This window comes from Kribbella sp. NPDC005582 (assembly GCF_040605415.1).
Taxonomy (GTDB): domain Bacteria; phylum Actinomycetota; class Actinomycetes; order Propionibacteriales; family Kribbellaceae; genus Kribbella.
In genome coordinates, this window is sequence record NZ_JBEXCU010000007.1 from 303,949 (window position 1) to 328,925 (window position 24,977).

Annotated in this window: 27 protein-coding genes; 8 read left to right on the forward strand and 19 right to left on the reverse strand. The window is 68.3% G+C overall.

Annotated elements, in window-relative coordinates; genetic code table 11:
• Positions 1–9: 9 nt before the first annotated feature.
• The 5 genes from ABZS29_RS33195 to ABZS29_RS33215 form a co-directional block, all read right to left on the reverse strand.
• On the reverse strand, positions 10–954 hold the full coding sequence (locus ABZS29_RS33195; RefSeq protein WP_355468046.1) for a GNAT family N-acetyltransferase: 945 nt from the start codon (positions 952–954) through the stop codon (positions 10–12).
• Between the two features lie 102 nt (positions 955–1,056).
• Complete coding sequence (locus tag ABZS29_RS33200; protein WP_355468048.1) at positions 1,057–1,824, reverse strand: alpha/beta fold hydrolase; 768 nt, start codon at positions 1,822–1,824, stop codon at positions 1,057–1,059.
• A 10-nt stretch (positions 1,825–1,834) separates the two neighbouring features.
• Positions 1,835–2,134 carry a hypothetical protein gene (locus ABZS29_RS33205; RefSeq protein ID WP_355468049.1) on the reverse strand — a complete coding sequence of 100 codons (300 nt, stop codon included), beginning with the start codon at positions 2,132–2,134 and terminating at the stop codon, positions 1,835–1,837.
• Positions 2,135–2,185: 51 nt separating this feature from the next.
• Positions 2,186–3,577 carry a M28 family peptidase gene (locus tag ABZS29_RS33210; protein ID WP_355468051.1) on the reverse strand — a complete coding sequence of 464 codons (1,392 nt, stop codon included), beginning with the start codon at positions 3,575–3,577 and terminating at the stop codon, positions 2,186–2,188.
• Between the two features lie 75 nt (positions 3,578–3,652).
• A complete protein-coding gene (locus tag ABZS29_RS33215; protein WP_355468053.1) occupies positions 3,653–4,699 on the reverse strand; it encodes an acyl-CoA desaturase in 1,047 nt (348 codons plus the stop codon).
• 131 nt (positions 4,700–4,830) lie between these two features.
• Here ABZS29_RS33215 and ABZS29_RS33220 point away from each other — a divergent pair, with 131 nt between their 5' ends.
• On the forward strand, positions 4,831–6,126 hold the full coding sequence (locus ABZS29_RS33220; RefSeq protein WP_355468054.1) for a sensor histidine kinase: 1,296 nt from the start codon (positions 4,831–4,833) through the stop codon (positions 6,124–6,126).
• On the forward strand, positions 6,078–6,722 hold the full coding sequence (locus ABZS29_RS33225; protein WP_355468056.1) for a response regulator transcription factor: 645 nt from the start codon (positions 6,078–6,080) through the stop codon (positions 6,720–6,722). Before ABZS29_RS33220 ends, ABZS29_RS33225 begins: the two co-directional genes overlap by 49 nt.
• Positions 6,723–6,825: 103 nt before the next feature.
• On the opposite strand, the gene ABZS29_RS33230 is transcribed toward ABZS29_RS33225, so the two are convergent.
• From ABZS29_RS33230 to ABZS29_RS33245, 4 genes are read right to left on the reverse strand one after another with little or no spacing between them, the layout of a single operon-like run.
• On the reverse strand, positions 6,826–7,557 hold the full coding sequence (locus tag ABZS29_RS33230; protein WP_355468058.1) for an amino acid ABC transporter ATP-binding protein: 732 nt from the start codon (positions 7,555–7,557) through the stop codon (positions 6,826–6,828).
• On the reverse strand, positions 7,554–8,405 hold the full coding sequence (locus ABZS29_RS33235; protein WP_355468060.1) for an amino acid ABC transporter permease: 852 nt from the start codon (positions 8,403–8,405) through the stop codon (positions 7,554–7,556). Before ABZS29_RS33235 ends, ABZS29_RS33230 begins: the two co-directional genes overlap by 4 nt.
• Complete coding sequence (locus ABZS29_RS33240) at positions 8,402–9,256, reverse strand: ABC transporter substrate-binding protein (RefSeq protein WP_355468062.1); 855 nt, start codon at positions 9,254–9,256, stop codon at positions 8,402–8,404. The genes ABZS29_RS33235 and ABZS29_RS33240 overlap by 4 nt, the downstream gene beginning before the upstream one ends.
• Positions 9,257–9,273: 17 nt before the next feature.
• On the reverse strand, positions 9,274–10,062 hold the full coding sequence (locus ABZS29_RS33245) for a helix-turn-helix domain-containing protein (RefSeq protein WP_355468063.1): 789 nt from the start codon (positions 10,060–10,062) through the stop codon (positions 9,274–9,276).
• Between the two features lie 49 nt (positions 10,063–10,111).
• Between ABZS29_RS33245 and ABZS29_RS33250 the strand changes: the two genes are divergently transcribed.
• A complete protein-coding gene (locus ABZS29_RS33250; RefSeq protein WP_355468065.1) occupies positions 10,112–10,894 on the forward strand; it encodes a phytanoyl-CoA dioxygenase family protein in 783 nt (260 codons plus the stop codon).
• On the opposite strand, the gene ABZS29_RS33255 is transcribed toward ABZS29_RS33250, so the two are convergent.
• From ABZS29_RS33255 to ABZS29_RS33270, 4 genes are all read right to left on the reverse strand, one after another.
• Positions 10,882–11,913 (reverse strand): hypothetical protein, encoded by a 1,032-nt coding sequence (locus tag ABZS29_RS33255; protein ID WP_355468067.1) that lies wholly within the window; start codon positions 11,911–11,913, stop codon positions 10,882–10,884. The two genes, ABZS29_RS33250 and ABZS29_RS33255, sit on opposite strands and share 13 nt — an antisense overlap.
• Before the next feature lie 51 nt (positions 11,914–11,964).
• On the reverse strand, positions 11,965–13,743 hold the full coding sequence (locus tag ABZS29_RS33260) for a 3-hydroxybutyryl-CoA dehydrogenase (protein ID WP_355468068.1): 1,779 nt from the start codon (positions 13,741–13,743) through the stop codon (positions 11,965–11,967).
• Positions 13,744–13,815: 72 nt separating this feature from the next.
• Entirely contained in the window at positions 13,816–14,259 is a 444-nt protein-coding gene (locus ABZS29_RS33265) for an NUDIX domain-containing protein (RefSeq protein ID WP_355468070.1), read from the reverse strand.
• A complete protein-coding gene (locus ABZS29_RS33270; RefSeq protein ID WP_355468072.1) occupies positions 14,259–15,140 on the reverse strand; it encodes a class I SAM-dependent methyltransferase in 882 nt (293 codons plus the stop codon). Before ABZS29_RS33270 ends, ABZS29_RS33265 begins: the two co-directional genes overlap by 1 nt.
• Before the next feature lie 58 nt (positions 15,141–15,198).
• On the opposite strand from ABZS29_RS33270, the gene nucS reads away from it, so the two are divergent.
• The 3 genes from nucS to glmS all read left to right on the forward strand — a co-directional run bounded on the left by nucS (position 15,199) and on the right by glmS (position 18,074).
• Positions 15,199–15,858, forward strand: coding sequence for an endonuclease NucS (gene nucS / locus ABZS29_RS33275; RefSeq protein ID WP_355468074.1), 660 nt, complete (start codon positions 15,199–15,201; stop codon positions 15,856–15,858).
• 80 nt (positions 15,859–15,938) lie between these two features.
• Entirely contained in the window at positions 15,939–16,217 is a 279-nt protein-coding gene (locus ABZS29_RS33280) for a hypothetical protein (RefSeq protein WP_132400825.1), read from the forward strand.
• 36 nt (positions 16,218–16,253) lie between these two features.
• Positions 16,254–18,074 carry a glutamine--fructose-6-phosphate transaminase (isomerizing) gene (gene glmS / locus ABZS29_RS33285; RefSeq protein ID WP_355468076.1) on the forward strand — a complete coding sequence of 607 codons (1,821 nt, stop codon included), beginning with the start codon at positions 16,254–16,256 and terminating at the stop codon, positions 18,072–18,074.
• On the opposite strand, the gene ABZS29_RS33290 is transcribed toward glmS, so the two are convergent.
• Both ABZS29_RS33290 and ABZS29_RS33295 read right to left on the reverse strand, forming a co-directional pair.
• Positions 18,075–18,362, reverse strand: coding sequence for a transcriptional regulator (locus ABZS29_RS33290; RefSeq protein WP_355468078.1), 288 nt, complete (start codon positions 18,360–18,362; stop codon positions 18,075–18,077).
• The gene (locus tag ABZS29_RS33295; RefSeq protein WP_355468080.1) at positions 18,362–18,922 is read right to left on the reverse strand and encodes a hypothetical protein; all 561 of its coding nucleotides are present in this window, start codon (positions 18,920–18,922) and stop codon (positions 18,362–18,364) included. The genes ABZS29_RS33290 and ABZS29_RS33295 overlap by 1 nt, the downstream gene beginning before the upstream one ends.
• A gap of 82 nt (positions 18,923–19,004) precedes the next feature.
• On the opposite strand from ABZS29_RS33295, the gene ABZS29_RS33300 reads away from it, so the two are divergent.
• The gene (locus ABZS29_RS33300) at positions 19,005–20,129 is read left to right on the forward strand and encodes a mandelate racemase/muconate lactonizing enzyme family protein (RefSeq protein ID WP_355468082.1); all 1,125 of its coding nucleotides are present in this window, start codon (positions 19,005–19,007) and stop codon (positions 20,127–20,129) included.
• A complete protein-coding gene (locus ABZS29_RS33305; protein WP_355468084.1) occupies positions 20,126–20,812 on the forward strand; it encodes a FadR/GntR family transcriptional regulator in 687 nt (228 codons plus the stop codon). Before ABZS29_RS33300 ends, ABZS29_RS33305 begins: the two co-directional genes overlap by 4 nt.
• On the opposite strand, the gene ABZS29_RS33310 is transcribed toward ABZS29_RS33305, so the two are convergent.
• The 4 genes from ABZS29_RS33310 to ABZS29_RS33325 are packed head-to-tail and all read right to left on the reverse strand — an operon-like array spanning position 20,787 to position 24,956.
• Positions 20,787–22,037, reverse strand: coding sequence for a glucarate dehydratase family protein (locus tag ABZS29_RS33310; RefSeq protein WP_355468085.1), 1,251 nt, complete (start codon positions 22,035–22,037; stop codon positions 20,787–20,789). The genes ABZS29_RS33305 and ABZS29_RS33310 overlap by 26 nt on opposite strands.
• Positions 22,034–23,536 (reverse strand): tripartite tricarboxylate transporter permease, encoded by a 1,503-nt coding sequence (locus tag ABZS29_RS33315; RefSeq protein WP_355468087.1) that lies wholly within the window; start codon positions 23,534–23,536, stop codon positions 22,034–22,036. The genes ABZS29_RS33310 and ABZS29_RS33315 overlap by 4 nt, the downstream gene beginning before the upstream one ends.
• Complete coding sequence (locus ABZS29_RS33320) at positions 23,536–23,976, reverse strand: tripartite tricarboxylate transporter TctB family protein (RefSeq protein WP_355468089.1); 441 nt, start codon at positions 23,974–23,976, stop codon at positions 23,536–23,538. Before ABZS29_RS33320 ends, ABZS29_RS33315 begins: the two co-directional genes overlap by 1 nt.
• Positions 23,973–24,956 (reverse strand): tripartite tricarboxylate transporter substrate binding protein, encoded by a 984-nt coding sequence (locus ABZS29_RS33325; RefSeq protein ID WP_355468090.1) that lies wholly within the window; start codon positions 24,954–24,956, stop codon positions 23,973–23,975. Before ABZS29_RS33325 ends, ABZS29_RS33320 begins: the two co-directional genes overlap by 4 nt.
• Positions 24,957–24,977 lie beyond the last annotated feature (21 nt).

The following is a 24,977-nucleotide window of genomic DNA, read 5'->3' on the forward strand; positions in this document are numbered from 1 at the left end:
TGACTCCCGTCAGAGGTTGGCACGCAGGATGGTGAAGGTGCGGGTGACGGTGAACCCGGCGCCGAGGTAGAGCCGACCCGCTGCGGACTTCTCCCCTGTCCACAGGAACCAGGCACTGTGCGCACCGGCCGCGACCATCCGAGTCAGGGTCAAATGCAGCAACAGCTTGCCGAGCCCAGTACCGCGGCATTCCGGCAGTACGCCGAACGGCCCGAACCGCTCGACCACACCCTCGTACGTCGCATGCTGCGCCCACCCGACAATCCGCCGTACCGGGTCGCGTGCCACCACGATGCGATCGAGCGGCATCCCGCCCAGCACGGCTTCGCGGATTGCCCGGGCCCAATCCGGCGAGAACTCGTCCCCCGCCAGCTGGATCAACGCGGGCAGCTCATCACCGGTCGGCGTACCGAAGCTGTAGCCCTCCCCCGCCAACTCGTCGAGCAGCTTCAAAACCTCGGCGGGCATCGCGTATCCGACCAAACTCCGGTCCATCGCGACGGCGTCGTACTCAGGCTCGAAGCCCACGCGAGCAAGCAGCCGATCCGCGGCCGGGTAGCGAGCCCGATCGAGGCCAGGCAGGAAGTAGTTCGGCGTGTACGACGAGAAGGACACCTCAGTGCATCCCAAGCCCCGCAACCAATCCAGAGCAGACGCCACGAGCTCGCGCCCCACCCCGTGTCCCCGAGCATCAGGATGCACAAAGAAGAACGGGATCCACCCGGTCCCCGGCTCGAGATCAGCACCGCTCAGCGGAATCAACCGACGCACCGCGTACGCTGCGCCCACCACCTGACCGTTGCGCACGGCAACTTTCAGGCCGGCCGGATCGAAGTTCCGGTCGAGCAGGAACAGATCGCGGAACCGCGAGTACCCGATCGGGTCGGCCGGCGCCGCCGCGGTCCAGGCTGCGGCCAGCTCCGGACCGTCTCCCACCGCGAACGAACGGATCATCGACACCTCGGATCGGAGCACGCCTTGTTGAAAACTTACCGCCGAAAGCGCAAAGCAGTCAACGTGTTACAGGCGTCCGTTCGAGGCGGACGGTGAGCGTTGTCAGTCCACGAAGGGGCTGAGCGCTGCGAGGAAGTCGTCGAGGCGTTCGGCGTGCACCCAGTGCCCCGCCTCGGCGACCTCGGCGTACTGAACCTGCGGGAAGTAGGCCGCGATCGTGTCCCGGTGGTCCTGCTGGACGTAGTCCGACTTCCCGCCGTAGATGAACAGCGTCGGCCCGTCGTACCGGCGGCCTTCGAGACCGGTCGGCCAGCCGGAGATCTGAGGCAGCGCAGCCTCGATCACCGGCAGGTTCGGCCGCCACCGGGCGCCGGCCTCGTCGAGGATGAGGTTCTGCAGCAGGAAAGCCCGCGTCCCAGGCGTCGGTACGGCGTCAGCCAGCTGAGCGTCGACGTCGGCCCGGCGCTGTACGGCGGAGAGGTCGGCGTTCCGCATCGCCTGCGCGTACTCGACGAACGCGGGCGGATAGGTCACCGGCGCCGCGTCGACGACCACCAGTCGCTCGACCACTGACGGGTAGAGGAGGGCGGTCAGCATGGCGGTCTTGCCGCCCATCGAGTGCCCGACGAGAGCGACCGGGCCGGTGCCGAGGCTCTCGATCGTCTCCCGGACGTCGTCGGCCATCTCCGGGTAGCTCATCGTGTCGACGTGCGGCGACGAGCCGTGGTTGCGCAGGTCGAGCGCGAAGACGCGGTGCTGTCCCGCGAGCCGCCGGGCGGCCGTCATCCAGTTCCGGCCGGAGCCGAACAGGCCGTGCATGACCACGATCGGCGTACCGGTCTCGCCGTATGACGTGACGGGAAGCTTCATCAACGACCTTTCACCGCCGCCGACCCCAGCACGCGGTGTGCCAGTGGCGTCGTTCGTCGAGGGACTGCGCGCCACCGATCGCAGCGAGCAGGCTGGGGTTGTCCGGCCAGACCACCACGTGCGGCGTGACCGGCGGGATCAGCTGGTCGCAGCCGGGGCAGCGGTAGGACTTGCCGGAGGCGGAACCCGACACCCGCCGGACGTTCCACTCACCGTCCGTCCGCTGCTCGCGCGCCTGGGAACCACCCAGTAGCGGCCGGTCGCTGACGGGCCGCTGCCACTTCGACGGTTTCCTGCTCCGGGGCGACATAGCCTCTCAAGGCTAGCCGTATGAGCCATGTCACCCCGGTGCAGGCAGTCCCTAGCTCCGGGCGGTCGCGTACGCCGCCGTGCCGATCAGCTCCATCGAGACCTGGAGGCGTTCCAGGCTGACGTTCTTCGCGATCGTGTCCTCCGGCGAGTGGTACGGCGGCTCGAGGTGGGCCGGCGAGATCTCACCGCGCCAGGAGAAGTTCGCCGACGCGATGCCGACCTCCTGGAACGACTGGTGGTCGGAAGCGCCACGCAGTACCGGGCCGACCATCTGCGGGTCGTAGCCGAGCCGCTGACCGGAAGCGCGAACCGCGTCGGTCGCCGTGTTCGCCAGACCGGTGAACGACAGGATCCAGTACGTCACCGCCGGGTCCCAGCTGGTGGCGACCATGTCGTTCTGGAACACGGCCTTGTACCGGTCGCGCTGATCCTGCGGCAGCTGTGCGACGTGGTACCGGGAGCCGATCAGACCCTGCTCCTCAGAGCCCCAGAGCGCGAACCGCAGCGTTGCGTTGGTGGGGAGACGGCTCATCACCCGGGCGAGCTCCATCGTGAGCACAGTCCCGGAGCCGTCGTCGTTCGCACCCGGTGCGCCGATGACCGAGTCGTAGTGACCACTCACCATCACGATCGGGCCGTTGGGGCCGCTGCGGCCGCGGCGCTCACCGATCACGTTGTTGGAGACCAGGCCGCGATGGGCCTTGGTGCTGATCTTCAGCGGCAGCGAGGTCACCACGGCGAGCGCCTCGCGGAGCAACCGCTTCTGCACCTGCGCGACCCCGATCACCGGGATCGGCGCGTCGGTCAGACCGGCAGGTGAGAAGGCCGAGGCGCGGCGTGGGAACACCAGGTCGGCCGGCAGCAGGATGACACCGACAGCACCCCGCGCCGCGGCCTCCGCGACTAAGGTCGGGCGCGCGGCCGCGGTGTCATCGGCGATCACGATCGAGCCGGCCACGTCGGCGGGCCAGACCGGCGCGGTCGCCGGGCCGACGTCCCGGACCGGTCCCTCCACGCTCACGTCGAGCTTGCCGCCGGGTGCGGCGCCGGCCTGCCAGCACAGGTCGTCCGGCAGGATGCCCCGGACGTCCTCGATCTGGGCGAGGAACTTGTCCGCCACCGGGAACGGCTCCAGCCGGGTGTTGTAGCCGAACTTGTCGAGCTGACCGGCGATGTAGTCGGCGGCCCGCTTCTCGCTGCTGGTGCCGCCGATCCGGGGACCGATGTGCTCGGACAGGACCTGCAGATGCCGCAACGCTCGCTCCGAGGACAGCTCGGTGACGATCTGGCGGTCGTACTTGTCGAGCTTGGGATGGCTGAGTGCACCCGGCCGCTGGTCGTCCGCAGCCCAGGCCGGAGCTGCGGGAAGCGCGGTCGCGGCGGTGACACCGGCGACCGCGCCCAACAGTCCGCGGCGGCTCAAACCGGACGTTTCGGTCATGCAGGTCTCCTCACAAGGTGGGCGGCTCCGAGAGAAGTGAAGGTAATCGAGCAATCCCAGTTAGAGAAGGAGTTTTCACTGCGAGAAGCTCTTTTCGTCCCGCAATTCGCTGCCGACCTCGTGCATGTGCCGTAAACCCATTCGGTACGAATCGATTAGTCCGGTGCTGAGGTACGGCAAGCCGATCCGCTCGCAGTACTGCTGGACGATCGGCTGGGCGAAGCGCAGGTTGGCGCGGGGCATGCTCGGGAAGAGGTGGTGCTCGATCTGGTAGTTCAGCCCGCCCATCATCCAGTCCGTGACCAGACTGCCGTTGACGTTGCGCGACGTCAGCACCTGCTTCTCCAGATGTCCCCAGTTGCTGTCCTCGTCCGGCATCTCCATGCCCTTGTGGTTGGGCGCGAACACGCTGCCCAGGTGCAGACCGAAGATCATGTGGTGCAGCAGCGCGAACACCAGCGCCTGCGCCGGTGACAGCAGCACGAACAGCGCGGTGAAGTACAGCACCAGGTGCGCGACCATCAGCCCGATCTCGACCTGCTCGGTCCGGCGGCGCTGCAGCAGGAAGCGGATGCTGGAGACCTTGAGGTTGAAGCCCTCCAGGGTCAGCAGCGGGAAGAAGATCCGGGCCTGGTTGCGGCTCAGCCATCCTTCGAGGCCCTGACGGCCGCGAGCCTGCTCCTGGGTCCAGACCAGGATGCCCTCGCCGACATCCGGGTCCTTGTCGGTGTGGTTCGGGTTGGCGTGGTGGCGGTTGTGTTTGTCGTTCCACCAGGCGTAGCTCATCCCGAGCACGAAGTTGCCGTGCAGCATCCCGATCCAGTCGTGCAGCCGGCGCGAACCGGCGATCTGCTGGTGGCCGGCGTCGTGGCCGAAGAAGGCGGCCCGCGTGGTCAGGATGCCGAGCGGGAGCGCGAGCAACAGCACCCACCACGAGCTGCCGACGGCGGCGATCGCCACCCAGGTGAGTGCCATCAGCGCCACGTTGACGCCGATGGAGATCGCATAAGCCGCCGTACGGCGCTCGAGCAGGCCGGCGGCCTTGATCTCGCGCAGCAACGGCGCGAATCCGCTCCCGCGGGTGTCTGGTGTGGTCCCGGACGTCGTCACAGTGCTGGTCATGCACCAAGCCTCGCCGCCGGAGCCGCCCGGCGCAGGCCTGCTATCCCCCGAATCCGGCCGGGGGTTAATCCCCTTCCAGAAGGGGGGTTAGCACCACTGGCTGCGGCCTCACTCTCGGTCATGATGGATGCATGACCACCGTTGCCACCGTCGCGCCGCCGATGCGCTATCCGAAGCTCGCGCAGCCGTGGATCGCGCTGGCCCTCGCCGTGATGGCGGAGATCGGGATCGCGTTCTTCGTGCTGAACGTCGTCGCTGTGCCGCTGATCGCCGTCTGGGTCGGCATCCCGCTGCTGCTCGCGTTCGTTCCGGCCACCCGCTGGTTCGCGAACTGCCACCGGACGATCCTGGCCGGCTTCATCGGCGAGCCGATCCCCCGGCCGTACAAGAAGCCCCCGATGCCCGGCCTGCTGATGTGGCTGCGGACGACGCTGACCGACCCGGCTACCTGGCGCGACATCATCTGGCTGCTGGTGAACGCGGTGGTCGGCTTCGCGCTGAGTCTGGTCAGCGCCGTGCTGTTCCTCAGCACGCTGTTCTACGGGGTCTACCCGCTGCTGGTCGGCGTCACCCCGGAGGGCGTCTTCACCGAGCCGTTCGGCGGGCTGTTCACGGTCAACTTCTGGACCAGCTTCCTGGTCATGCCGATCGCGCTGATCGGGTTCATGATCTGGCAGGCCGCCGGTGAGCGGCTGCTGAAGGCGAACGCCTACATCGCCCGGTCACTGCTCGGCCCGACCGAGAGCGCCAAGCTGGCGCTGCGGGTCCGGGAGCTGGCCGAGTCCCGGGCCGAGACCGTCGACACCCAGGCGGCCGAGCTGCGCCGGATCGAGCGCGATCTGCACGACGGCGCCCAGGCCCGGCTGGCCGCGCTGAGCATGAATCTCGGCATGGCCGAGGAGATGGTCGCCCGCGACCCGGCCCAGGCCGCCGCGCTGCTGACCGAGGCCCGCCAGTCGGCCAGTACGGCGCTGTCCGAGCTGCGCGACCTGGTCCGCGGGATCCACCCGCCGGTGCTCGCCGATCGCGGCCTCGAAGGCGCGGTCAAGGCGCTCGCGATGTCCTGCCCGTTCAAGGTCGACGTCACTTTCGACGTGCCGGGCCGGCCGCCCGCGCCGGTCGAGTCCGCGGCGTACTTCGCCATCGCGGAGTGCCTGGCGAACGCGGTGAAGTACTCGACCGCCACCACCGCCTGGATCCAGATCACCCACGAGCACGAGAAGCTGCACATGATCGTCGGCGACGACGGCGTGGGAGGCGCGGTCGTCCGTCCCGGAGGCGGTCTGTACGGTATCGAACGGCGGTTGGCCGCCTTCGACGGTACGTTGACCGTGGTCAGTCCGAGCGCCGGGCCGACCACCGTGATCATGGAGCTGCCTTGCGAGTCCTCATCGCTGAAGACCACGCCCTCCTCCGGGACGGCCTGATCCGTCTCCTGGAGGCGCACGACTTCGAGGTCGTCGAGGCAGTCGACAACGGTCCCCGGCTGGTGCCCGCCCTGGTGGAGCACCGGCCGGATGTGGCCGTTGTGGACGTCCGGCTGCCACCGACCTTCACCGACGAGGGACTCCGGGCCGCGGTCGAGGCCCGCAAGCAGGTCCCCGGTCTGCCCATCCTCGTCCTCTCCCAGTACGTCGAGCAGCTGTACGCCCGGGAGCTGCTCACCGGCGGCGGCGCGGTCGGCTACCTGCTGAAGGACCGCGTCTCCAACGTCGCCGACTTCCTCGACTCGGTCCGCCGGGTCGCGGGCGGCGGCACGGCGATGGATCCGGACGTGATCGGTCAGCTGCTCGCCCGGAACACCCGCGACGAGCCGATCGGCCGGCTCACGCCGCGCGAGTCCGAGGTCCTCGGGCTGATGGCCGAAGGCCGCTCGAACGCCGCGATCGCGAGCGCCCTGTTCGTCACCGAGAAGGCCGTGTCGAAGCACACCAACAACATCTTCGCCAAGCTCGACCTTCCGCCGTCCGAGGACGACAACCGCCGAGTCATGGCTGTCCTCCAATACCTCTCCGCCCGCTGACCCTCCCGCAGCGTGGGCGCGCCATCTGATGGGTTAACCCATCAGATGGTGGGTTCTGCACCCGCATGCGGTGGGGGAACCCACACGCTCGTGGGTTCACCCATCAGGTGCGGATGCGGCTCAGGAACTCCTGGGTGCGGGGTTCGCGGGGATTGTCGAGGACCTGGGCCGGTGGGCCCACCTCGAGCGGCCGCCCGCGATGCAGGAAGCAGACCCGGTCGGCGACGTCGCGCGCGAACCCCATCTCGTGGGTGCAGACGAGCATCGTCATCCCCTCGGACTTCAGCTCGCGGAGCAGGTCGAGCACCTCGCCGACCAGCTCCGGGTCGAGGGCCGAGGTGACCTCGTCCAGCAGCAGGAGCTGCGGCGAGTCCACCATCGCGCGGGCGATCGCGGCCCGCTGCTGCTGACCTCCCGACAGCTCGTCGGGCTTGGCGCCGGCCTTGTCGTAGAGGCCGACCCGGTCGAGCATCTCGAGCGCCCGGTCCCGCGCCAGATCTTTGGCTACGCCGTGCACGCGGATCGGCGCGAGGGTGATGTTGTCGAGCACGGTCAGGTGCGGGAACAGGTTGTAGGACTGGAAGACGAACCCGATCTCCGATCGCACCTGGTCCGCGTTCACCCGCGGGTCGGTGATGTCGGTCCCGGCCAGCTCGATCACACCGTCGTCGACGACCTCGAGCAGGTTGACGCATCGCAACAACGTCGACTTCCCTGACCCCGAGGCGCCGATCAGCACGACACACTCGCCCTCGTCCACCTCCAGATCGAAGGACTCCAGCACCACGTTGGCGCCGTACGACTTCCGCACTCCACGCAGGGACAACAAGCTCATACCGGTCCTCCTCCCCCGCCGTACCAGCCTTGTTTGCGGGCGACGTAGTCGGTCAGCCGGGTCAGCGGGATGGTGAGCGCGACGAACAGCAGCCCGGCCACGACGTACGGGGTGAAGTTGAAGTCGATCGCCGTCTCCAGCTGGGCGGCGCGGATCGCGTCGATGACGCCGAGGACGGCGATCAGGCCGGAATCCTTCTGCAGGCTGACGAAGTCGTTCAGCAGCGGAGGCAGCACGCGGCGCACGGCTTGAGGCAGTACGACGAAGCGCAGCGTCTGCCGGTAGGTCAGTCCGAGCGAGCGCGCGGCGGCGCGCTGGGACGGGTGCACAGACTCGATGCCGGCGCGGAACACCTCAGCGACGTACGACGAATAGGTGAGGACCAACGCGGCACCGCCCCAGATCACCGCGTCGTTGGGAAGGCCGCGCAGCTGCAACGCCGGTACGCCGAAGCCGAGCAGGAAGATCACCAACAGCAACGGCAGACCGCGGAACACGTCGGTGTAGGCGGCGGCGAAGACGCGGAGCGGGAAGAAGATCGGCCCGCGCAGCGTCCGCAGGATCGCCAAGGTGAGGCCGAGGATGACGATCAGCACGGCGCAGATCAGCATCACCCGGATGTTCAGCCAGAGACCCTGAGCCACCGTCGGCAACGCCTCCCAGGCCCGGTCGACGTTGAAGAACGTCTCCCGGACCCGCGGCCAGCCCGGCGTCGAACCGATGCCGAAGGCAACCAGTACGACCAGGGCGATCGAGCTGCCGGCCGCGATCAGCGTGGAACGCTGCGCCTGCCGCCGACGGAAGGCGGTCCGCTCCTGTTGCAGAGCGGACGGTTGCCACTCACTCATGAGAGTTCGGGCGCGCCTTCCTCGGTCAGGTACTGCTTCTGCAGCTTGGCCAGCGTGCCGTCGGCCTTCAGCGCGTCAACCGCCTGAGACACGCAACCAGTCAGCTTCGAGCCCTTCTCCAGCACGAAGCCGAACTGCTCGGCGGTCCCGGACGCCGGCAGCTGGCCGACGATCTTGCCGTTGTCGAGCTGCGCCGCGGTCATGTAGAAGGCGGTCGGCAGGTCCACCACGATGCCGTCGAGCTGCTTGTTCTTCAGCGCCTGCACGGCCAGGTCGTTGGTGTCGAACGCCGCGACCTGCTGCTTCGGCTTGATCTGGTCCTTCGCGACCGTGTAGCTCGTCGTCCCCACCTGCGCGCCGAGCTTGGCGTCCGCGAGCTCGGCGACCGACTTCGCACCTGCGATCTTGCTGCCCGCGACGGTGATCACGGTCTGCCGGACCTCGTAGTAGCCCGACGAGAAGTCGACCGCCTTACGGCGGGCTTCGGAGATCGACACCTGGTTCACGTCGAGGTCGAACTTCTTCGGACCCGGCGCGAACGCGGCGTTGAACTGCACCGTCTGCCACTTCACCTCGGTCTTGGCGAAGCCGAGCTTCTCGGCGACCGCATAGGTGACCGCCGACTCGTAGCCCTGCCCGTTGCTCGGGTCGTCCTTGCTGAACCACGGCTCGTACGCCGGTTTGTCGGTCCCGACCGCCAGCGTCCCGGCGGTCCGCAGCGCCAGCTTGTCCTTGCCACAGGCATCGGCCCCGGTCGGAGCCGGCGTACCGGTCGTGTCGTTCTCCGGAGCGCAGGCGGCCAGCCCAAGCATCGCCACCGCCGCCGCCACTGCTAGTGCACGCGAAGTCATGCGCAGAAGCGTACGCGTCAACGACGCCGGTACGCCGTCGGACTGGTTCCCGTGGACAGCTTGAAGCGCGTGGAGAAGTAGAGCGGGTCGGGGTAGCCGACCTCGGCCGCGATCGACGCGATCGGTCTGGTCGTCAGTTCGAGCAGCCGGCACGCGGCCTCGATCCGGCGTCGCTCGACGAATTGCTGGGGGCTCACCCCGAGCTGCTCGCGGAAGATGTGCGCGAACCGGGAGACCGACAGATTGGCGACCCGAGCCAGCGCGGGGAGGTCGAGCGGAGCCTTCAGGTCCTGGTCGATGAGTTCGACGACGCGCAGCAGCCGGTCGTCGATTCTGGCTGCCTTGGGATTCTGGGTGTCGCACCACAGGATCGCGGCTTCGAGGGCGTTGACGCTGAGCGCCTCGCCTTGGGGTAGCGGCCAGCGCTGGAACCTGCCCGCGTCGCTGAGATAGTCGGCGATCTGGCCGATGGCCGTGAGCTGGAGACGCAAGATGCCGGGGGCGACCTCCGGCCAGTCGAGCAGCGGCAGCCAGTCCGGCTTGGGATGCATGTGGACGTAGCAGAAGTGCCACCGGTCCCCCACCGTTCCGTAGTCGTGCCGCGTGCCGGGCCGCACCAGGATGACCGTGCCCGGCTCGGCGGGAATTCCGCTGAAGTGCCCAGCGCCGTGCAGGGTCAGGACGAGCAGCCAGTCGGTGGTGCCACGACGGCGGAAGGTCGCGTACTCCGGCCCTTCGTCGAACTCGCCGGCCACCAGGCGGCGCACCACCGGGGTCGGCGCGTCAGCAGGATCTCGAAGGTTCATAGCGCAATACGCTATCGTCTCCCGGCTTGTCCGGCGGCACTCTGGAGGCATGACAGTCGCCGAGATCTACGCCACCGAGGGCATCGTCCAGGTCCCCCAGCTGCTCGCCCCCGACGAGGTCGAGCGCGTCCGAAACGCTTTCATGCAGCAGGTTGAGACCGACAGATCGATGGCCATCGACGACGGGATCCCAGACGGCGATCCACTGGCGCGGTACCCGCGCTTCGTGCACCCGCACCGCCGGACCGACGTGGAAGCCGGGCAGCTGGCGCTGGATCTGATGCTGGACAGCCGAATCCTCGATGTGGTCAGCGCGCTGATCGGGCCGCCGCTGGCGGCGCAGTCGATGTTCTACTTCAAGCCGCCGGGTGCGCGCGGTCAGGCGCTCCACCAGGACAACATGTTCCTGCGCGCCGATCCGGAGACCTGCCTCGCGGCCTGGATCGCGATCGACGACGTCGACGCGGAGAACGGCGGGCTGGCCGTGGTCCCCGGTTCGCACCGGACCGAGCTGGTCTGCCCGGAGCCGGCCGACCTGACCGAGTCGTTCACGAACGCCGAGGTGCCGATCCCGGACGGCTTGCACAAGGTCCAGACCAAGATGAAGGCCGGCGACGTGCTGTTCTTCCACGGCAGCGTCGTGCACGGCTCGCGCCCGAACAGCAGTACCGATCGGTTCCGGCGTTCGCTGATCTTCCACTACGTGCCGGAGGCGAGCACCGAGATCGCCTCCTTCTACAACCCGCTGATCCGCCCCGACCACCGCTCGACCATCCTGCCCGAGGCGATCGGCGGTGGACCATGCGGCAACTACGGCGATCAGGAACCGTAGATCGACACCGCCGCGAAGCAGGACAGATAGGTCAGACCGAGCAGGCTTCCTGCGAAGAGGAACATCCGGGCCAGCACGACGTTGTTGGACACCTCTGCCACGCGAAAACTCAGGCCACGCCCGGGGGTGGTCCCGGCGTACTGCCCGTAGTCCTCGGCGACATGCCGCGGGACGGTGACGCGGTCCAGTGCCGTGAGCCCGCGGGCGAGCGATTCGGTCAGCGGACCGTCGTCGTACAGGACGAGTGCCGCCCGGTTGATGACCAGACCGATCGGCCGGGCTTCGAGGAGGGCCTGCATGTTCCGCGGGTGCAGGGCCGCGGTCAGGTAGCGGGGATCCTCGCCGAGAACATCGAAGCTGCGATTGAACTCGCCGCTTTCCAGGTCGAGGTCGGAGCGTGCCAGTCCGCCTGGCCGTACCTCGAGCGGTGGAAGCGCGACCTCGAGGATGCGAGTAAAGACGCTCAGCCGGCGCCGATGAGCGATCAGCCAGTGCCATTGCAGCCATCGCACCTCGAAGGCGACACCGGTCGAGGTGCGGACCGCGTCGCGGACGCTCCAAGCCCGGCCGACCGGGAGCGGCAGTTCGGGCAGGTTCAGCTTTCGGGCATCCTCCACCTGCCAACCGTGGCGCGCGGCGAGCTCCCTCAGCGGCCGGGACGACCGGGGCCAGGTGTAGACCAGCCAGAGGGCCGCACCCAGCAGGAGCAACAACAAGGGGAGGACTGCGACCGTCGCCGACCATCCGCCCGCGTAGGCCGTCCACAGCAGCCGCAGCAAGACACCGCCGACCGCTACCGCGGCGATCCATCGGGCCGCGGTCACTCCACCGACCGACATCACGATGAGGGTGAAGGCCGTCGGAATCACCGTCAGCCCGACCAGGACCATCGACGACTTCCACCCCGGCCAGTCCGCGCCGACAGCATCCGGCATGAACATCAGCCCGAATGTGGTGATGCCAGGCAGCATCATCCAGCACAAGCCGTACACATGCTCCATCCCGAACATTTTCCGCACCTGCGGAAGTGTGTCAGGTCACTGGGCCGTGCTGGCCGTGCAGCGTCGCTCCTAGCTCGCGTAGTCGCGGAAGCCTCGCGCGGTCTTGCGACCGAGGTAGCCGGCGGTGACCAGGTGCTCGAGCAGCGGCGCCGGGGCGAAGCCGGGCTCGCGGAACTCGAGGTACAGCGTGCGCTGGATGGCCAGGGAGACGTCCAGCCCGACGACGTCGAGCAGCTCGAACGGGCCCATCGGGAGCCGGCAGCCGAGCTTCATGGCGGCGTCGATCTCGTCGACGCCGGCGTAGTGCGCCTCGAGCATCCGGACCGCGTCGTTCAGGTAGGGGAAGAGCAGCGCGTTGACGATGAAGCCGGCGCGGTCGCCGCAGCGGACCGGGTGCTTGCCTGCGGCAACGGCCAGGGCGGCGACGGTGTCGGCGACGTCCGGGGCGGTGCTGACCGTGCTGACCACCTCGACCAGCTTCATCACCGGGGCCGGATTGAAGAAGTGCAGGCCGACCACCGCGGCCGGGCGCTTGGTCGCCATCGCCAGGTCGATCACCGGCAGCGACGAGGTCGTCGTGGCGAGGATCGCGGACGGCTTGCAGATCTCGTCGAACGTCTCGAACAGCGCCTGCTTGACGCTCAACTCCTCGACCACGGCCTCGATCACCAGGTCGGCGGTGGCCAGGTCGTCGAGCCGCGCCGTACCGGTGATCCGGCGCAGCGCCGCGTCGCGCTCCTCCTCGGAGAGCTTGCCGCGCTGGACGCCCTTCTCCAGCGAGCGCTCCAGGCCCGCGCGGACCTTGTCCACCTTCTCGGTCCCGCGGGCGACGTACAGGACGTCGTAGCCGGCCTTGGCGCAGACCTCGATGATGCCGACGGCCATCGTGCCGGAACCGACCACGCCGACCTGCTGGATCGGGCGGATCACCGTGTCGGCGCCGTTCGGCTTCGGCGTCTGCTCGTCGTCGACGACGACCGGGGAGTCCGCCGACTCGTAGGTGTAGAAGCCGCGGCCGGTCTTGCGGCCGAGCAGGCCCGCGGTGACCATCTGCTTGAGGATCGGGGCCGGGGCGTGCAGCCGGTTGCGGCCCTGCTTGTACATCGTGTCGAGAATCTCGTACGCCGTGTCCAGCCCGATCAGGTCGAGCAGCGCGAGCGGGCCCATCGGGTAGCCGCAGCCCAGCCGCATCGCGGCGTCGACGTCCTCGCGGGTCGCGTAGTGCGACTCGACCATCGAGACGGCGTGGTTCAGGTAGCCGAACAACAGCGCGTTGGCGATGAAGCCGGCCCGGTCGGCCGCGACCACCGGGACCTTGTCGAGGCGGCGGGCCAGTGCCTGCACGTCCTCGACCACGTCAGGTTCGGTGACGACGGTCTTGATCACCTCGACGAATTCCTGGACCGGCGCCGGGTTGAAGAAATGCATGCCGACGACGCGGCGCGGGCGCTGGGTGGCGACCGAGATCTCGGTGACCGACAACGACGAGGTGTTGGTGGCCAGGATCGCGTCGTCCCGCACGACCTTGTCCAGCGCGGAGAAGATCTCCCGCTTCAGTTCGAGCCGCTCGATGACGGCCTCGATCACCAGGTCGCAGTCCGCGAGCGCCTCCAACGAGGTGGCGAAGGTGACCCGGTCGAACAGCGCCTGCTGGTCCTCGACGGACAGCTTGCCGCGCTTCACCGCCCGGTCGGTCGAGTGCTGGATGTGACCGCGACCGCGCGCGACCGCCTCGTCGTCACGCTCCACCCCGACCACGGTCAGGCCGTTGCGCGCGAACACCTCCGCGATACCGGCACCCATCGTGCCGAGACCGACCACACCGACAACCTGCAGTTCCCGAGCCATGCTGGCACTATGCCAGTCCGCGACTGGTCAGCCCATGAGCTGAGTCACCCGCGAGGCCAACCTCACACCGCCTCACACCTCGTCGACGCCCAGCGGAGCGGTCAGCCAGTCCGTCGCGAGTGCTTCCGGATCCGGTACGGCGGCCAGCGCGGCACCGATCGGCTTCGGCTTCAGCTCGCCGTACCGGTGCGGCGGCAGCCACATCGCACGGTAGCTGCCCGCCTCGGAGTCGACCGGGCTGCGCATCTCCGGGCCGTCGCCGGTCCCGAGCTCGCCACCGATCGCCTCGGCGAGGAAGTAGTGCTGCGTCTGCTGGTTGAAGTTCACGACTGCCACCAGACCGTGGATCTTCACCTGCACTCCGAGTTCCTCGACGGCCTCCCGCCGGGCAGCCTCGGCCGTCGTCTCGCCGTCTTCGAGCTGACCGCCGGGCAGCGTGTAGTACGTCGTACCGGCGCGGACGCGTTCGATGACCGCAATGCCGTCGGGCGAGAACAGCAGGACGCCGCCACGCATCACGAGCGGACCGCCAGCACCTGGAACCAGACCCCGCCGGGCAGCTCGCTGCGGACGAGGTCGCGGACCGTCCAGCCGGCGGCGGTCAGGAGGTCGCGGAGAGGCTGCTCTTGCCACATCACGAAGTGCCGCGGAAGGTCGAGGAACCGGTTGGACCACTCTTCGCCCGAGCCTTCCTTTGTGCTGAAGGCGAGGACGGGCGCTGCGCGCAGCGCCTTACGCAGTACGCCGGTCAGCTGGGTGCGGTCGAAGTGCAGGAAGACCGCGTCGGCGAAGACCGCGTCGTACGGTCCGCCGAAGTCGTCGGTGATCGCGTCGAGCCGATCGGCGGCATGCCCGTCGGCGCGCATCATCTCCAGGAAGGCCTCGGTCGCGTCGGTACGCCGGACCACGAATCCTCGACGCTCGAGCGCTACCGCGTCCCGCCCAGCGCCACTGCCCAGCTCCAGCACCCGCGCGCCGGGCGCAACCGCCGCGCCGAGCAGACCGATGAGGTCGTGGTTGGCCTCGGAAGGGATCGACGCGCGGAACTTCTCCGCCGCCTGCTCGTACGCCGCCAGCGTCAGCTCGTTGTCGGTCGGAACCCGGCTCCAGCCGTCGCCGGTGTGCTCCACGACGGCCGGCAGCCTCAACCCGAGGTCGACGCCGAGGACGACCACGGTCTCGCCGCGGTGCAGGTCCGCGATCGACTGCAGTTCCGCGTCCGGGCGCTGCACCAGATCAGGCAGGACGGTCAGCTGGACGCCGAGCCGCTCGGCCAGCCGCGAACCGGCAGACGCGTCGAAGGTGGCGGCGTACACCTGGGCGATCCGCTCACCGACCACCGCGTCCTGCCCGTCGCCGGGCAGGAGCAGGATCCGCGCCGGGCACATCAGGTTCATACGAACCACCTTTGCACGGCAGCCCGATAGCGGTCGATGTGCTGTAGCGTCACTCCTCGTGCGCTTGGTGATTGCAACCTGTTCCGTGGACTACTCCGGCCGGCTGACCGCCCATCTCCCGATGGCGCCGCGGTTGCTGATGGTGAAGGCGGACGGCTCCGTGCTGATCCACGCCGACGGCGGTTCGTACAAACCGCTCAACTGGATGTCCCCACCGTGCAAGCTGGTCGTGGACGAGGACGTCTGGAGCGTCACGAACAAGGCCGGCGAGGAGCTGCGGATCACCATCAAGGAGGTCCACAGCGACACGGCGTACGAGCTCGGTACCGACCCCGGCCTGATCAAGGACGGCGTCGAGGCACACCTGCAGGAGCTGCTCGCCGAGCACGTGCAGACCTTCGGCGAGGGCTTCACGCTGGTACGCCGGGAGTACCCGACCGCGATCGGCCCGGTCGACCTGTTGTGCCGCGACGCCGACGGCAAGCACGTCGCGGTCGAGATCAAGCGCCGCGGCGAGATCGACGGCGTCGAGCAGCTCACCCGGTACGTCGAGCTCCTGAACCGCGACCCGCTGCTCGCCCCGGTGCGCGGGATCTTCGCCGCCCAGCTGATCAAGCCGCAGGCCCAGTTCCTGGCCACCGACCGCGGCCTCGAGTGCGTCACCGTCGACTACGACCTGCTCCGCGGGATGGAATCAGACGTTCTGCGACTGTTCTAGGTTGACAATTCAGGAATCTTGCCCGATTTCGGGCAGATCCTTTGTGTTGGACCCCGAAGAGCTGCAGAGTTGTCCGGGTGATCAGTGAGGCGGCGGCAGCGCCGGTGGACGAGCTGGCCGAGCAGGTCAGCCGGACGACCGGGCTGTCCGCGGACGACGCGCGACGAGTGGTCGCGGATGTGCTGGCGTACTTCACGGAGACCGCCGAGGAGTACGTCCGGCGCCGGCATCGTGAGTTGCAGACCTACGGCGCGCGCAACGACGAGATCTTCGCGCGTGTGGGTTCCGAGCTCCGGCACTGGCCGGTGCGCTCGCCCGAACTGTCCGCGCGTCAGCTCCGACGGATCGTCTACGGCTGACGGCTGCTACCCAAGACCTACGAAAGGCACCAACACATGTGCGGAATCGTCGGGTACGTCGGCACCAAGCCGGCCACGCCCATCCTGGTGGACGGCCTGGCCCGGCTGGAGTACCGCGGTTACGACTCGGCCGGAGTCGCCGTCCTCGGGACCAGCGAGCTGAAGGTGCACAAGGACGCCGGCCGGGTGCGTGAGCTGGAGGCCTCGCTGCCGAAGCGGTTCGGCGGCAAGCTCGGCATCGGCCACACCCGCTGGGCGACCCACGGCGGTCCGAGCAAGGACAACGCCCACCCGCACGCCAGCGGCAACGAGCGGATCGCCGTCGTCCACAACGGCATCTTCGACAACGCGGGCGCGCTGCGCCGCCAGCTCGAGGACGCCGGCGTCAAGCTGCGCTCCGAGACCGACACCGAGGTTCTCGCGCACCTGATCGAGCAGTCCGACGGCGCCACCCTCGAGGAGAAGGTGATGGCCGCGCTGCGCCGGATCGAGGGCACCTACGGCATCGCCGTGATCGACCTGGACTTCCCGGACCGGATCGTGGTCGCCCGCAACGGCAGCCCGCTGATCCTCGGCATCGGCGACGGCGAGATGCACGTCGCCTCCGACGCGGCCGCGCTGATCCGCTACACCCGCCAGGTCGTCTACCTGGACGACGGCGAGATGGCGACCGTCAAGGCCGACGGCTACCGCACCTTCACCCAGGACGCCTCGCCGACCACCAAGACCGCCAAGACGGTCGACTGGGAGGCCGACGAGTACGAGCGCGGCCTGCACGAGCACTTCATGATGAAGGAGATCCACGAGCAGCCGGACGCGGTCGGCCGCGCGCTGCGGGGTCGCCTGGACGAGCGCTTCCACACCGTCCACCTGGGCGGCCTGAACATGGACGCCCGCGAGGCGCGCGAGATCAAGCGGGTCAAGATCCTCGGCTGCGGCTCGGCGTACTACGCCGGCCAGATGGGCGCGCAGTTCATCGAGGAGGTCGCCCGGATCCCCGCCGACGCCGAGCCGGCCTCGGAGTTCCGCTACCGCAACCCGGTGGTCGAGCGCGACACGCTGTACATCGCGGTCAGCCAGTCCGGCGAGACGCTGGACACGCTGGTCGCCGTCCAGGAGCTCAAGCGCAAGGGCGGCCGGGTGATCGGCCTGGTGAACGCGGTCGGTTCCAGCATCGCCCGCGCGGTCGACGGCGGTGTCTACCTGCACGCCGGCCCGGAGGTCTCGGTCGCCTCGACCAAGGCGCTGACCAACATGGCGGTCGCGTTCGCGATGCTCGGCATCCACCTCGGCCGGATCCGCGACGTCTCCCCCGCCGACGGCCGCCGGCTGATCGAGGGCCTGAAGAAGCTCCCCGAGCACATCCAGGCGATCGTCGACCAGGAAGAGGAGCTGGCCAAGATCGCCGGGCGGCTCGCCCAGCACGAGAGCCTGTTCTTCGTCGGCCGGACCCGTGGCTACCCGGTCGCCCGCGAAGGCGCGCAGAAGCTCAAGGAGATCTCGTACCGGCACGCCGAGGCGTACCAGACCTCCGAGCTCAAGCACGGCCCGCTCGCGCTGATCTCGCCGGACGTCCCGAGTGTCGCGATCGTCCCGCAGGACGAGCTGCTGGACCGCAACATCGGCGCCCTGCACGAGATCGCCGCCCGCTCCGGCCCGCTGTACGTCGTCACCCACCCGGGCGTCGACGTCCCGGACGGCGTCGCCGCGAAGATCGTGGTCCCGAAGAACGAGCCGGAGCTCGACCCGATCCTGCTCACGATCCCGCTGCAGATCCTCGCGTACTACGCCGCCGTCGCCCTCGGCCACGACGTCGACAAGCCCCGCAACCTGGCGAAGTCCGTCACGGTCGAGTAGTCATTCGACATTCGCCACGATGGCCCTCAGTACGGCGACATGCGTGCTGAGGGCCTTCCGGCCGATGCCGGTGATCGAGATCCAGGTGGTCCGCCTGCCCTGGTGACTGCCTTTGCGGCTGCGCAGGTAGCCGACCTGAGCTAGGGCTGCGACATGTTTGGACAGGACCGAATCGCTGACCTCGAGCTGTTCGCGCAGGGTGGCGAACTCCAGTTCGGAGACGGTCACCAGCAGGCTCATCAGTTTGAGGCGAGCCGGGGCTTGCAGGTGCGGATCCAGGTCAGCCATCAGCTACTCGCAACGAGCAAGCATGCGCCCGCCACTGCGAGCCCGCACACGGCGGCAACCCACCACACCGCCTCGCCCCGTCCGTTCTGCTGCGGGTCCGCCCGATACAGACGCACCCAGCGCATCCCGCTGGCGACGTACCCCGCACCGCCGGCCAGCGCACAAAGCGCAGTCAGCCACCAATTGGCGGCAAATGCCGCCCACACCGCACCCGCCAACGCCGCGGGATAGGTGACCGACGACAACGTCGCCCCACCCAGGACCACCTTGCTGACCAGGCTGCTCACCCACGCCCCGTTGAGGCGGCGAAAGCGCAGGACCTGAACGCCGGCCACCACGGCGAAGACACCGAGGCCGATGACCATGAGCAGCGGGAACTGTTGCGTCCCGGCAGCCAGGCTGCGCGCGGTCAAAAAGATCTGAACGCTGATCGCGAGCCCGATCGTCAGGTAGAAGCCGGACGGCAGGCGCAGCTGAGCGGCCAGCTTGGTCTGTGAGCGGTGCAGGTCGTCCAGCGCCGCGGCCGCCGCAGCGGGGTCGGGCCTCCCATTACTTTCCATGATGGAAAGTATGAATCGAACTTTCCAGATTGGCAAGTACGAGAAGCTCGTCATACAAGCTAACCACTTGTATGATCACCGCATGAGCGACCAGATCCGCCATGTCCGGTTGTCGTCCGTCGTGCTGCCGTTGGAGCAGGCGATCAGCGATGCGAAGGTGCTGACCGGCCGGCAGCGGCCGATGACCGAGATCGTGCTGCTCTTCGCGGAGATCAGTACGGCGCAGGAGCAGCACGGGATCGGGTTCTCGTACTCCAAGCGGGCCGGCGGACCGGCGCAGTACGCGCATGCCCGGGAGGTCGCCGGGGAGCTGATCGGCGAGGACCCCTCGGATATCGCGAAGGTGTACGACAAGCTGCTCTGGGCCGGCGCCTCCGTCGGGCGCTCGGGGGTCGCGACCCAGGCGATCGCCGCGATCGACATCGCGTTGTGGGACCTGAAGGCGAAACGCGCCGGGCTGCCGCTGGCCAAGCTGCTCGGCGCACATCGCGACTCGGTCCAGGCGTACAACACCTCCGGCGGCTTCCTGCAGGCGCCGATCGAGGAGGTGAAGGACCGCGCCAAGCGGTCGCTCGCCGAAGGTATCGGTGGCATCAAGATCAAGGTCGGCCAGCCGGACTCGCGCGCCGATCTGGAGCGGGTGCAAGCGATCAGGGAGCACATCGGCGACGACGTACCGCTGATGGTCGACGCCAATCAGCAGTGGGATCGGCCGACCGCGCTGCGGATCGGCCGGAGTCTGGAGCAGTTCGGCCTGGTCTGGATCGAGGAACCACTCGACGCGTACGACGCCGAGGGGCACGCGCAACTGGCGGCCGCGCTCGACACCCCGATCGCGACCGGCGAGATGTTGTCGAGTGTCGGCGAGCACGTGCGGCTGATCGAGGCCCGGGCGGCCGACATCATCCAGCCCGACGCACCGCGGATCGGCGGCATCACGCCGTTCCTCAAGCTGGCGACGCTGGCCGATCACGCCGGTCTGCAGCTCGCACCGCACTTCGCGATGGAGATCCATCTGCACCTCGCGGCCGCGTATCCGCGCGAGCCATGGGTCGAGCACTTCGAGTGGCTGAATCCCTTGTTCAACGAGCATCTGGAGACGGTCGACGGCCGGATGCTGGTCCCGGACCGTCCGGGCCTCGGCTTCACCACCAGTGAGCAGTGCGCGGCCTGGACGGTCGACGCCTGCGAGTTCGGCACCCGATGAGACGCGGTCTCGCGTACGACGTCGTCGCGGAACTGAAGCGCCGGATCCTGGCCGGCGAACTCCCGCCGGGCGCGAAGCTCCCCGGTGAGAACGGCCTGGTCGAGGAGTTCGGCGTCAGCCGGACCGTCATCCGCGAAGCCGTCTCACGGCTCCAGGCGGCCGGCCTCGTGGAGACGTTCCAGGGCCGCGGATCCTTCGTGCTGGAGGTACCAGGGCCGGTCGAGCTCCAGGAGGTCCGCACCCACCAGGACGTGCTCGAACTGCTGGACTTCCGGACCGGCGTCGAGAGCGAGGCCGCCGCGCTCGCCGCAGCTCGGCGTACCGAGCCGCAACTGCTTGGGATCAGCCGGGCGCTGGACGACTTCCGGCAGGTCGGCGCCGACCCGGCCCGTTCGGTCGAGGTGGACTTCGCCTTCCACCTCAAGATCGCCGTTGCCTCAGGCAACCGGTTCTACACCGACGTGGTGAACGGCTTCGGGCCGATGATGATCCTGCTGCCGCGGACCCGGCTCGATCCGGCGTACGAGATGTCCGATCCGGACCACCTCACCCGGGTGATCCACGAGCACGAGAACATCCACACCGCGATCGTTCACAGTGACGCCGACGCGGCCCGCGCGGCGATGCGGGTGCACCTGACCAACACGCGGCACCGACTCACCAGCGACTCCCGTTCGGAGTGAAGTCCGGCTCGATCGTCCGCCGGTACGCCGTGTCGTCGCGGCGCCGGATTCCGCACGCGAGGTACTGCTCGTGGAGCCGCCCGAGAGCGTCGGTGTCCAACTCGATCCCGAGCCCGGGACCGGTCGGCACCCGCACGCTGCCATCCGCGAAGTCGAGCACGCCAGGCTTGATCAGGTCCTCGGTCTTCCACGGGTAGTGCGTGTCGCAGGCGTAGGTGAGGTTCGGCGTCGCGGCCGCCAGATGCGTCATCGCCGCCAGGCTGATCCCGAGATGTGAGTTGGAGTGCATCGACAACCCCATCCCGAACGTGTCGCAGATCCCCGCCAGCAACTGCGATCGCCGCAGCCCGCCCCAGTAGTGATGATCCGAGAGCACGACCTGCACGGCATCAGCCAGCACCGACGGCTTCAGGTGCGCGAAGGCGATCACGCACATGTTGGTGGCCAACGGGATCTCGGTCTGCGCCGCGACCGCGGCCATCCCCTCGATCCCTGGCGTCGGATCTTCGAGGTACTCGATAACACCGGTCAAAGCTTTCGCGACGGTCACTGACGTATCGACCGTCCAAGCGCAGTTCGGGTCGATCCGCAGCTTGTGCTCGGGGAAGGCTTCGGCCAGCGCCCGCACCGCCTCAATCTCCTGCTCGGGCGGGAACAGTCCGCCCTTGAGCTTGATCGCGGTGAATCCGTACTGGTCGACCATCGACCGGGCTTGAGCAACGATCCCCGCCGGATCGAGAGCCTCGCCCCACGAGTCCTCCGCACCGCCAGGATGCGCAGCCCACTTGTAGAACAAGTAGGCACTGAACGGCACCGCGTCCCGCACCGCCCCGCCGAGCAGGTCAGTGACCGGACGGCCGACCTCCTTGCCCTGCAGATCCAGCAGGGCAACCTCGAACGGAGACAGTACGACGTCGACCGGGTCCTGCAGGTTGAGCATGCCGCCGACCTCGGCACCCCGCTCAGCCCCCAGTACGTCGGCCACCCGGCTCCGCAGGCCGTGCAGATCGAACGTGTCCAGACCGGGCAGCGCAGCGGCGACCGCGGTGAGCCGGGCCAGCAGAGTCTCGTCGCAGTACGTCTCGCCGAGGCCGTGGTTACCGTCGTCGGTCCAGACCTGCACGATCGTCCGCAACGCGAACGGCTGATGCACGCCGGAGACGTTCAGCAGCGGCGGATCCGCGAAGGCGACCGGCGTCAGCTCGATCCGGGAAATCCTGCTCACACCAGCTCCTTGTCTTGAGAACGGCGGCGCATCACCAAGCGAAGAGCCGGAAGCGCAAGCACCACGATCAGTACGGCGAGCACCGTGCCCGAGATCGGCCGCGTGAAGAAGCCGGCCGGGTTACCGCCGAAGATCAGCAACGACTGCCGGATCGCCGTCTCCATCACACTGCCGAGCACGAACGCCAGCACCAGCGGACCGGGCTCGAAACCGAACTTCTTCATCAGGTAGCCGAGGACGCCGAAGACGATCACCAGGAAGATGTCGAAGACCTGGTTGTTCACGGTGTAGACGCCGAGCAGCGTGATCAGGACCGTGATCGGCGCGAGGATCGCCGGGCGGACCCGGAGGATCTTCACGAACAGGCCGACCATCGGGATGCTCATGATCAGCAGCAGGATGTTGCCGATGTACATCGAGTTCACCACGCCCCAGAACAGATCCGGGTGCTCCGACACCAGTTGCGGACCGGGCGGAATACCCTGGATCAGCAGCGCGCCGAACATCAGCGCCATCGTCGCGTTGGCCGGGATGCCCAACGTCAGCAACGGGATGAACGACGAGGTCGCGGCCGCGTTGTTCGCCGTCTCCGGCGCAGCGACACCTTCGATCGCGCCCTGCCCGAAACGCTCAGGGTGTTTGGCGCGGCGCTTCTCGATCGCATAGGCGACCAACGAGGACAGTGTCGCCCCGCCGCCGGGCAGCACGCCGAGGACGAACCCGATCACCGAGCCCCGGCCGATCGCACCGCTGGACTGGCGGAGATCAGCGCGCGACGGCCAGACGTTGGTGACCTTGGCGGGCGCCGGTACCGTGCGGTGCCGCTCCTCGAGGTTGTGCAGGATCTCGCCGAGGCCGAACAGGCCCATCGCGATCGGAACGAAGTCGATGCCGTCGGCAAGGTTCAGGGTGTCGAACGTGAACCGGCTCGCCCCGGTGAAGGTGTCCCGGCCGACCGTTGCCAGCAGCAACCCGAGTCCGGCGGCGATCACCGACTTGGTCCGGCCGCCGTTGCCAACGGTCGCGACCAGGAGGACGCCGAACAACGACAACGCGGCGTACTCCGGCGGTCCGAAGTCGAGCGCGACGTCGGCCACCACCGGGGCCAGCAGGGTGAGCCCGATGATCGACACCGTGCCGCCGATGAACGACCCGATCGCCGCGACGCCGAGCGCCGTACCGGCTTTGCCTTGTTTGGCGAGGGCGTAGCCGTCGAACACGGTGACCACGGACGATGCTTCGCCGGGGAGGCGGAGCAGGACCGACGTGATCGTGCCGCCGTACTGGGCGCCGTAGAAGATGCCGGCCAGCATGATGATCGCCGAGACCGGTTCGACGCCGTATGTGACCGGCAGCAGGATCGCGATCGTTGCCGCCGGCCCCAGTCCGGGCAGGACGCCGATGAGCATCCCGATCACGACACCGATCAGGCAGTACAACAGATTGGTGGGCTGAAGGACGACGCCGAAGCCGTCGATCACCGGAGAGAAGAAGTCCATCAGATCAACCGCGGCAACGGGATCTCGAGGACCGTCACGAACAGCACGTAGAACGCGACCACCGTGCCGACGCTGACTGCCACCGATGACACCCAGCGCTCCCTACCGAGGAAGCGCATCCAGACGAACACCAGCAGCAGCGACGGAATCTCGAACCCGATCAACGGCAGCAGCACGGCGAACACCACCAGACTCAGTACGGCGGCCGCCGTCTGCACACTCGCCGCGGTGAACGGCTCGGTGTCGGTCCCGTGCCGCCCGGTCAGCGCCAGCACCACCGCGAGCACGGTGATCACGACGCTGACCGTGAACGGCCACAGTCCGGGGCCGGGAGCGGTCAGCCGGCCGAGACCGAGCGCGATCGAGCCGATCAGCCCGAACACCCCGATCGCGCCCGCGACGCCTGCCGCGCCCAGTTGAGCCAGGGGTCGCTCGGTCACTTCTTGCCCAACGAGATCTGGTACTGGTCGAGCTGCGCCTTGTACTTGGTCGCGTACTCGTCGAGGATCTTGCGGACCTCGTCCGGCGTGCCCTCGATCGGGGTCAGGCAGTGGTCGTCGTTGAACTTCTTGTACGCCTCGGTCGCGAAGGTCTTCTTGGCCGCGTCCAGCAGCTTGGTCTTGATCGCGTCCGGCGTCCCCTTCGGCGCGGTCAGGAATCGGTACTGCGACACGACCACGTCGTACCCCTGCTCCTTGGCCGTCGGGACGTCGGGCAGGAACTTGATCCGCTCGGCCGAGAAGACCGCGAGCGGGACGACCTTCTTCGCCTTGATCTGCGCGATGCTGTCGCCGACCTGGATGGTGGCGACATCGACCTGGCTGCCGAGCAAGGCGGTCAGCGCCGGCGCACCACCATCGAACGGTACGTCGGTCGCCGGGATCCCGGCCTGCTTGAAGGCCAGCGCGGACGCGAGCTGCGCTCCGGTCCCGACACCGGTGGTGCCGTACTTGATGTTCTTGCCGGACTTCTTCAGATCGGCGATCGACTTCACCGTCGACGAGGCCGGGGCGAGCAGGACGTAGTCGTCCTGGGAGATCCCACCGATGAGGTCGAAGTCGTCGAGCTTCACGGCTTCGTTCGCAGAGACGGCGAGCGGCGTGATCGTGAACAGCGAGGCGTTCTGGACCGCGATCTTGTAGCCGTCGGGCTTGGCCGACTGCAGTTCCTTCGCGTTCAGCGCGCCGTTCGCACCGGGTTTGTTCACCACCGGCACCGGCACGCCCAGTTCCTTGCCGACGCCTTCGGCGATCGCGCGGGTGATCAGGTCGGTGCTGCCACCAGGCGCGGCGCCGACAGTCATCTGGATGTTGCCGGTCGGGTAGTCACCGTCGCCGCCGGTCGCTGTCGTCTTCACTCCGCCGCAGCCGGCCAGGAGCGCGACGACCCCCGTGGCCGCGGCCATCTGGATGAGCCTCATCAAACATCCTCCTCGGGTCGG

Excerpts from the sequence above, each read along its gene's own strand:
- ABZS29_RS33195 (WP_355468046.1), bottom strand. The coding sequence starts at position 954 with ATGATCCGTTCGTTCGCGGTGGGAGACGGTCCGGAGCTGGCCGCAGCC.
- ABZS29_RS33200 (WP_355468048.1), bottom strand. The coding sequence starts at position 1,824 with ATGAAGCTTCCCGTCACGTCATACGGCGAGACCGGTACGCCGATCGTG.
- ABZS29_RS33205 (WP_355468049.1), bottom strand. The coding sequence starts at position 2,134 with ATGTCGCCCCGGAGCAGGAAACCGTCGAAGTGGCAGCGGCCCGTCAGC.
- ABZS29_RS33210 (WP_355468051.1), bottom strand. The coding sequence starts at position 3,577 with ATGACCGAAACGTCCGGTTTGAGCCGCCGCGGACTGTTGGGCGCGGTC.
- ABZS29_RS33215 (WP_355468053.1), bottom strand. The coding sequence starts at position 4,699 with ATGACCAGCACTGTGACGACGTCCGGGACCACACCAGACACCCGCGGG.
- ABZS29_RS33220 (WP_355468054.1), top strand. The coding sequence starts at position 4,831 with ATGACCACCGTTGCCACCGTCGCGCCGCCGATGCGCTATCCGAAGCTC.
- ABZS29_RS33230 (WP_355468058.1), bottom strand. The coding sequence starts at position 7,557 with ATGAGCTTGTTGTCCCTGCGTGGAGTGCGGAAGTCGTACGGCGCCAAC.
- ABZS29_RS33235 (WP_355468060.1), bottom strand. The coding sequence starts at position 8,405 with ATGAGTGAGTGGCAACCGTCCGCTCTGCAACAGGAGCGGACCGCCTTC.
- ABZS29_RS33240 (WP_355468062.1), bottom strand. The coding sequence starts at position 9,256 with ATGACTTCGCGTGCACTAGCAGTGGCGGCGGCGGTGGCGATGCTTGGG.
- ABZS29_RS33245 (WP_355468063.1), bottom strand. The coding sequence starts at position 10,062 with ATGAACCTTCGAGATCCTGCTGACGCGCCGACCCCGGTGGTGCGCCGC.
- ABZS29_RS33250 (WP_355468065.1), top strand. The coding sequence starts at position 10,112 with ATGACAGTCGCCGAGATCTACGCCACCGAGGGCATCGTCCAGGTCCCC.
- ABZS29_RS33260 (WP_355468068.1), bottom strand. The coding sequence starts at position 13,743 with ATGGCTCGGGAACTGCAGGTTGTCGGTGTGGTCGGTCTCGGCACGATG.
- ABZS29_RS33265 (WP_355468070.1), bottom strand. The coding sequence starts at position 14,259 with ATGCGTGGCGGCGTCCTGCTGTTCTCGCCCGACGGCATTGCGGTCATC.
- ABZS29_RS33270 (WP_355468072.1), bottom strand. The coding sequence starts at position 15,140 with ATGAACCTGATGTGCCCGGCGCGGATCCTGCTCCTGCCCGGCGACGGG.
- glmS (WP_355468076.1), top strand. The coding sequence starts at position 16,254 with ATGTGCGGAATCGTCGGGTACGTCGGCACCAAGCCGGCCACGCCCATC.
- ABZS29_RS33290 (WP_355468078.1), bottom strand. The coding sequence starts at position 18,362 with ATGGCTGACCTGGATCCGCACCTGCAAGCCCCGGCTCGCCTCAAACTG.
- ABZS29_RS33295 (WP_355468080.1), bottom strand. The coding sequence starts at position 18,922 with ATGGAAAGTAATGGGAGGCCCGACCCCGCTGCGGCGGCCGCGGCGCTG.
- ABZS29_RS33300 (WP_355468082.1), top strand. The coding sequence starts at position 19,005 with ATGAGCGACCAGATCCGCCATGTCCGGTTGTCGTCCGTCGTGCTGCCG.
- ABZS29_RS33305 (WP_355468084.1), top strand. The coding sequence starts at position 20,126 with ATGAGACGCGGTCTCGCGTACGACGTCGTCGCGGAACTGAAGCGCCGG.
- ABZS29_RS33315 (WP_355468087.1), bottom strand. The coding sequence starts at position 23,536 with ATGGACTTCTTCTCTCCGGTGATCGACGGCTTCGGCGTCGTCCTTCAG.
- ABZS29_RS33325 (WP_355468090.1), bottom strand. The coding sequence starts at position 24,956 with ATGAGGCTCATCCAGATGGCCGCGGCCACGGGGGTCGTCGCGCTCCTG.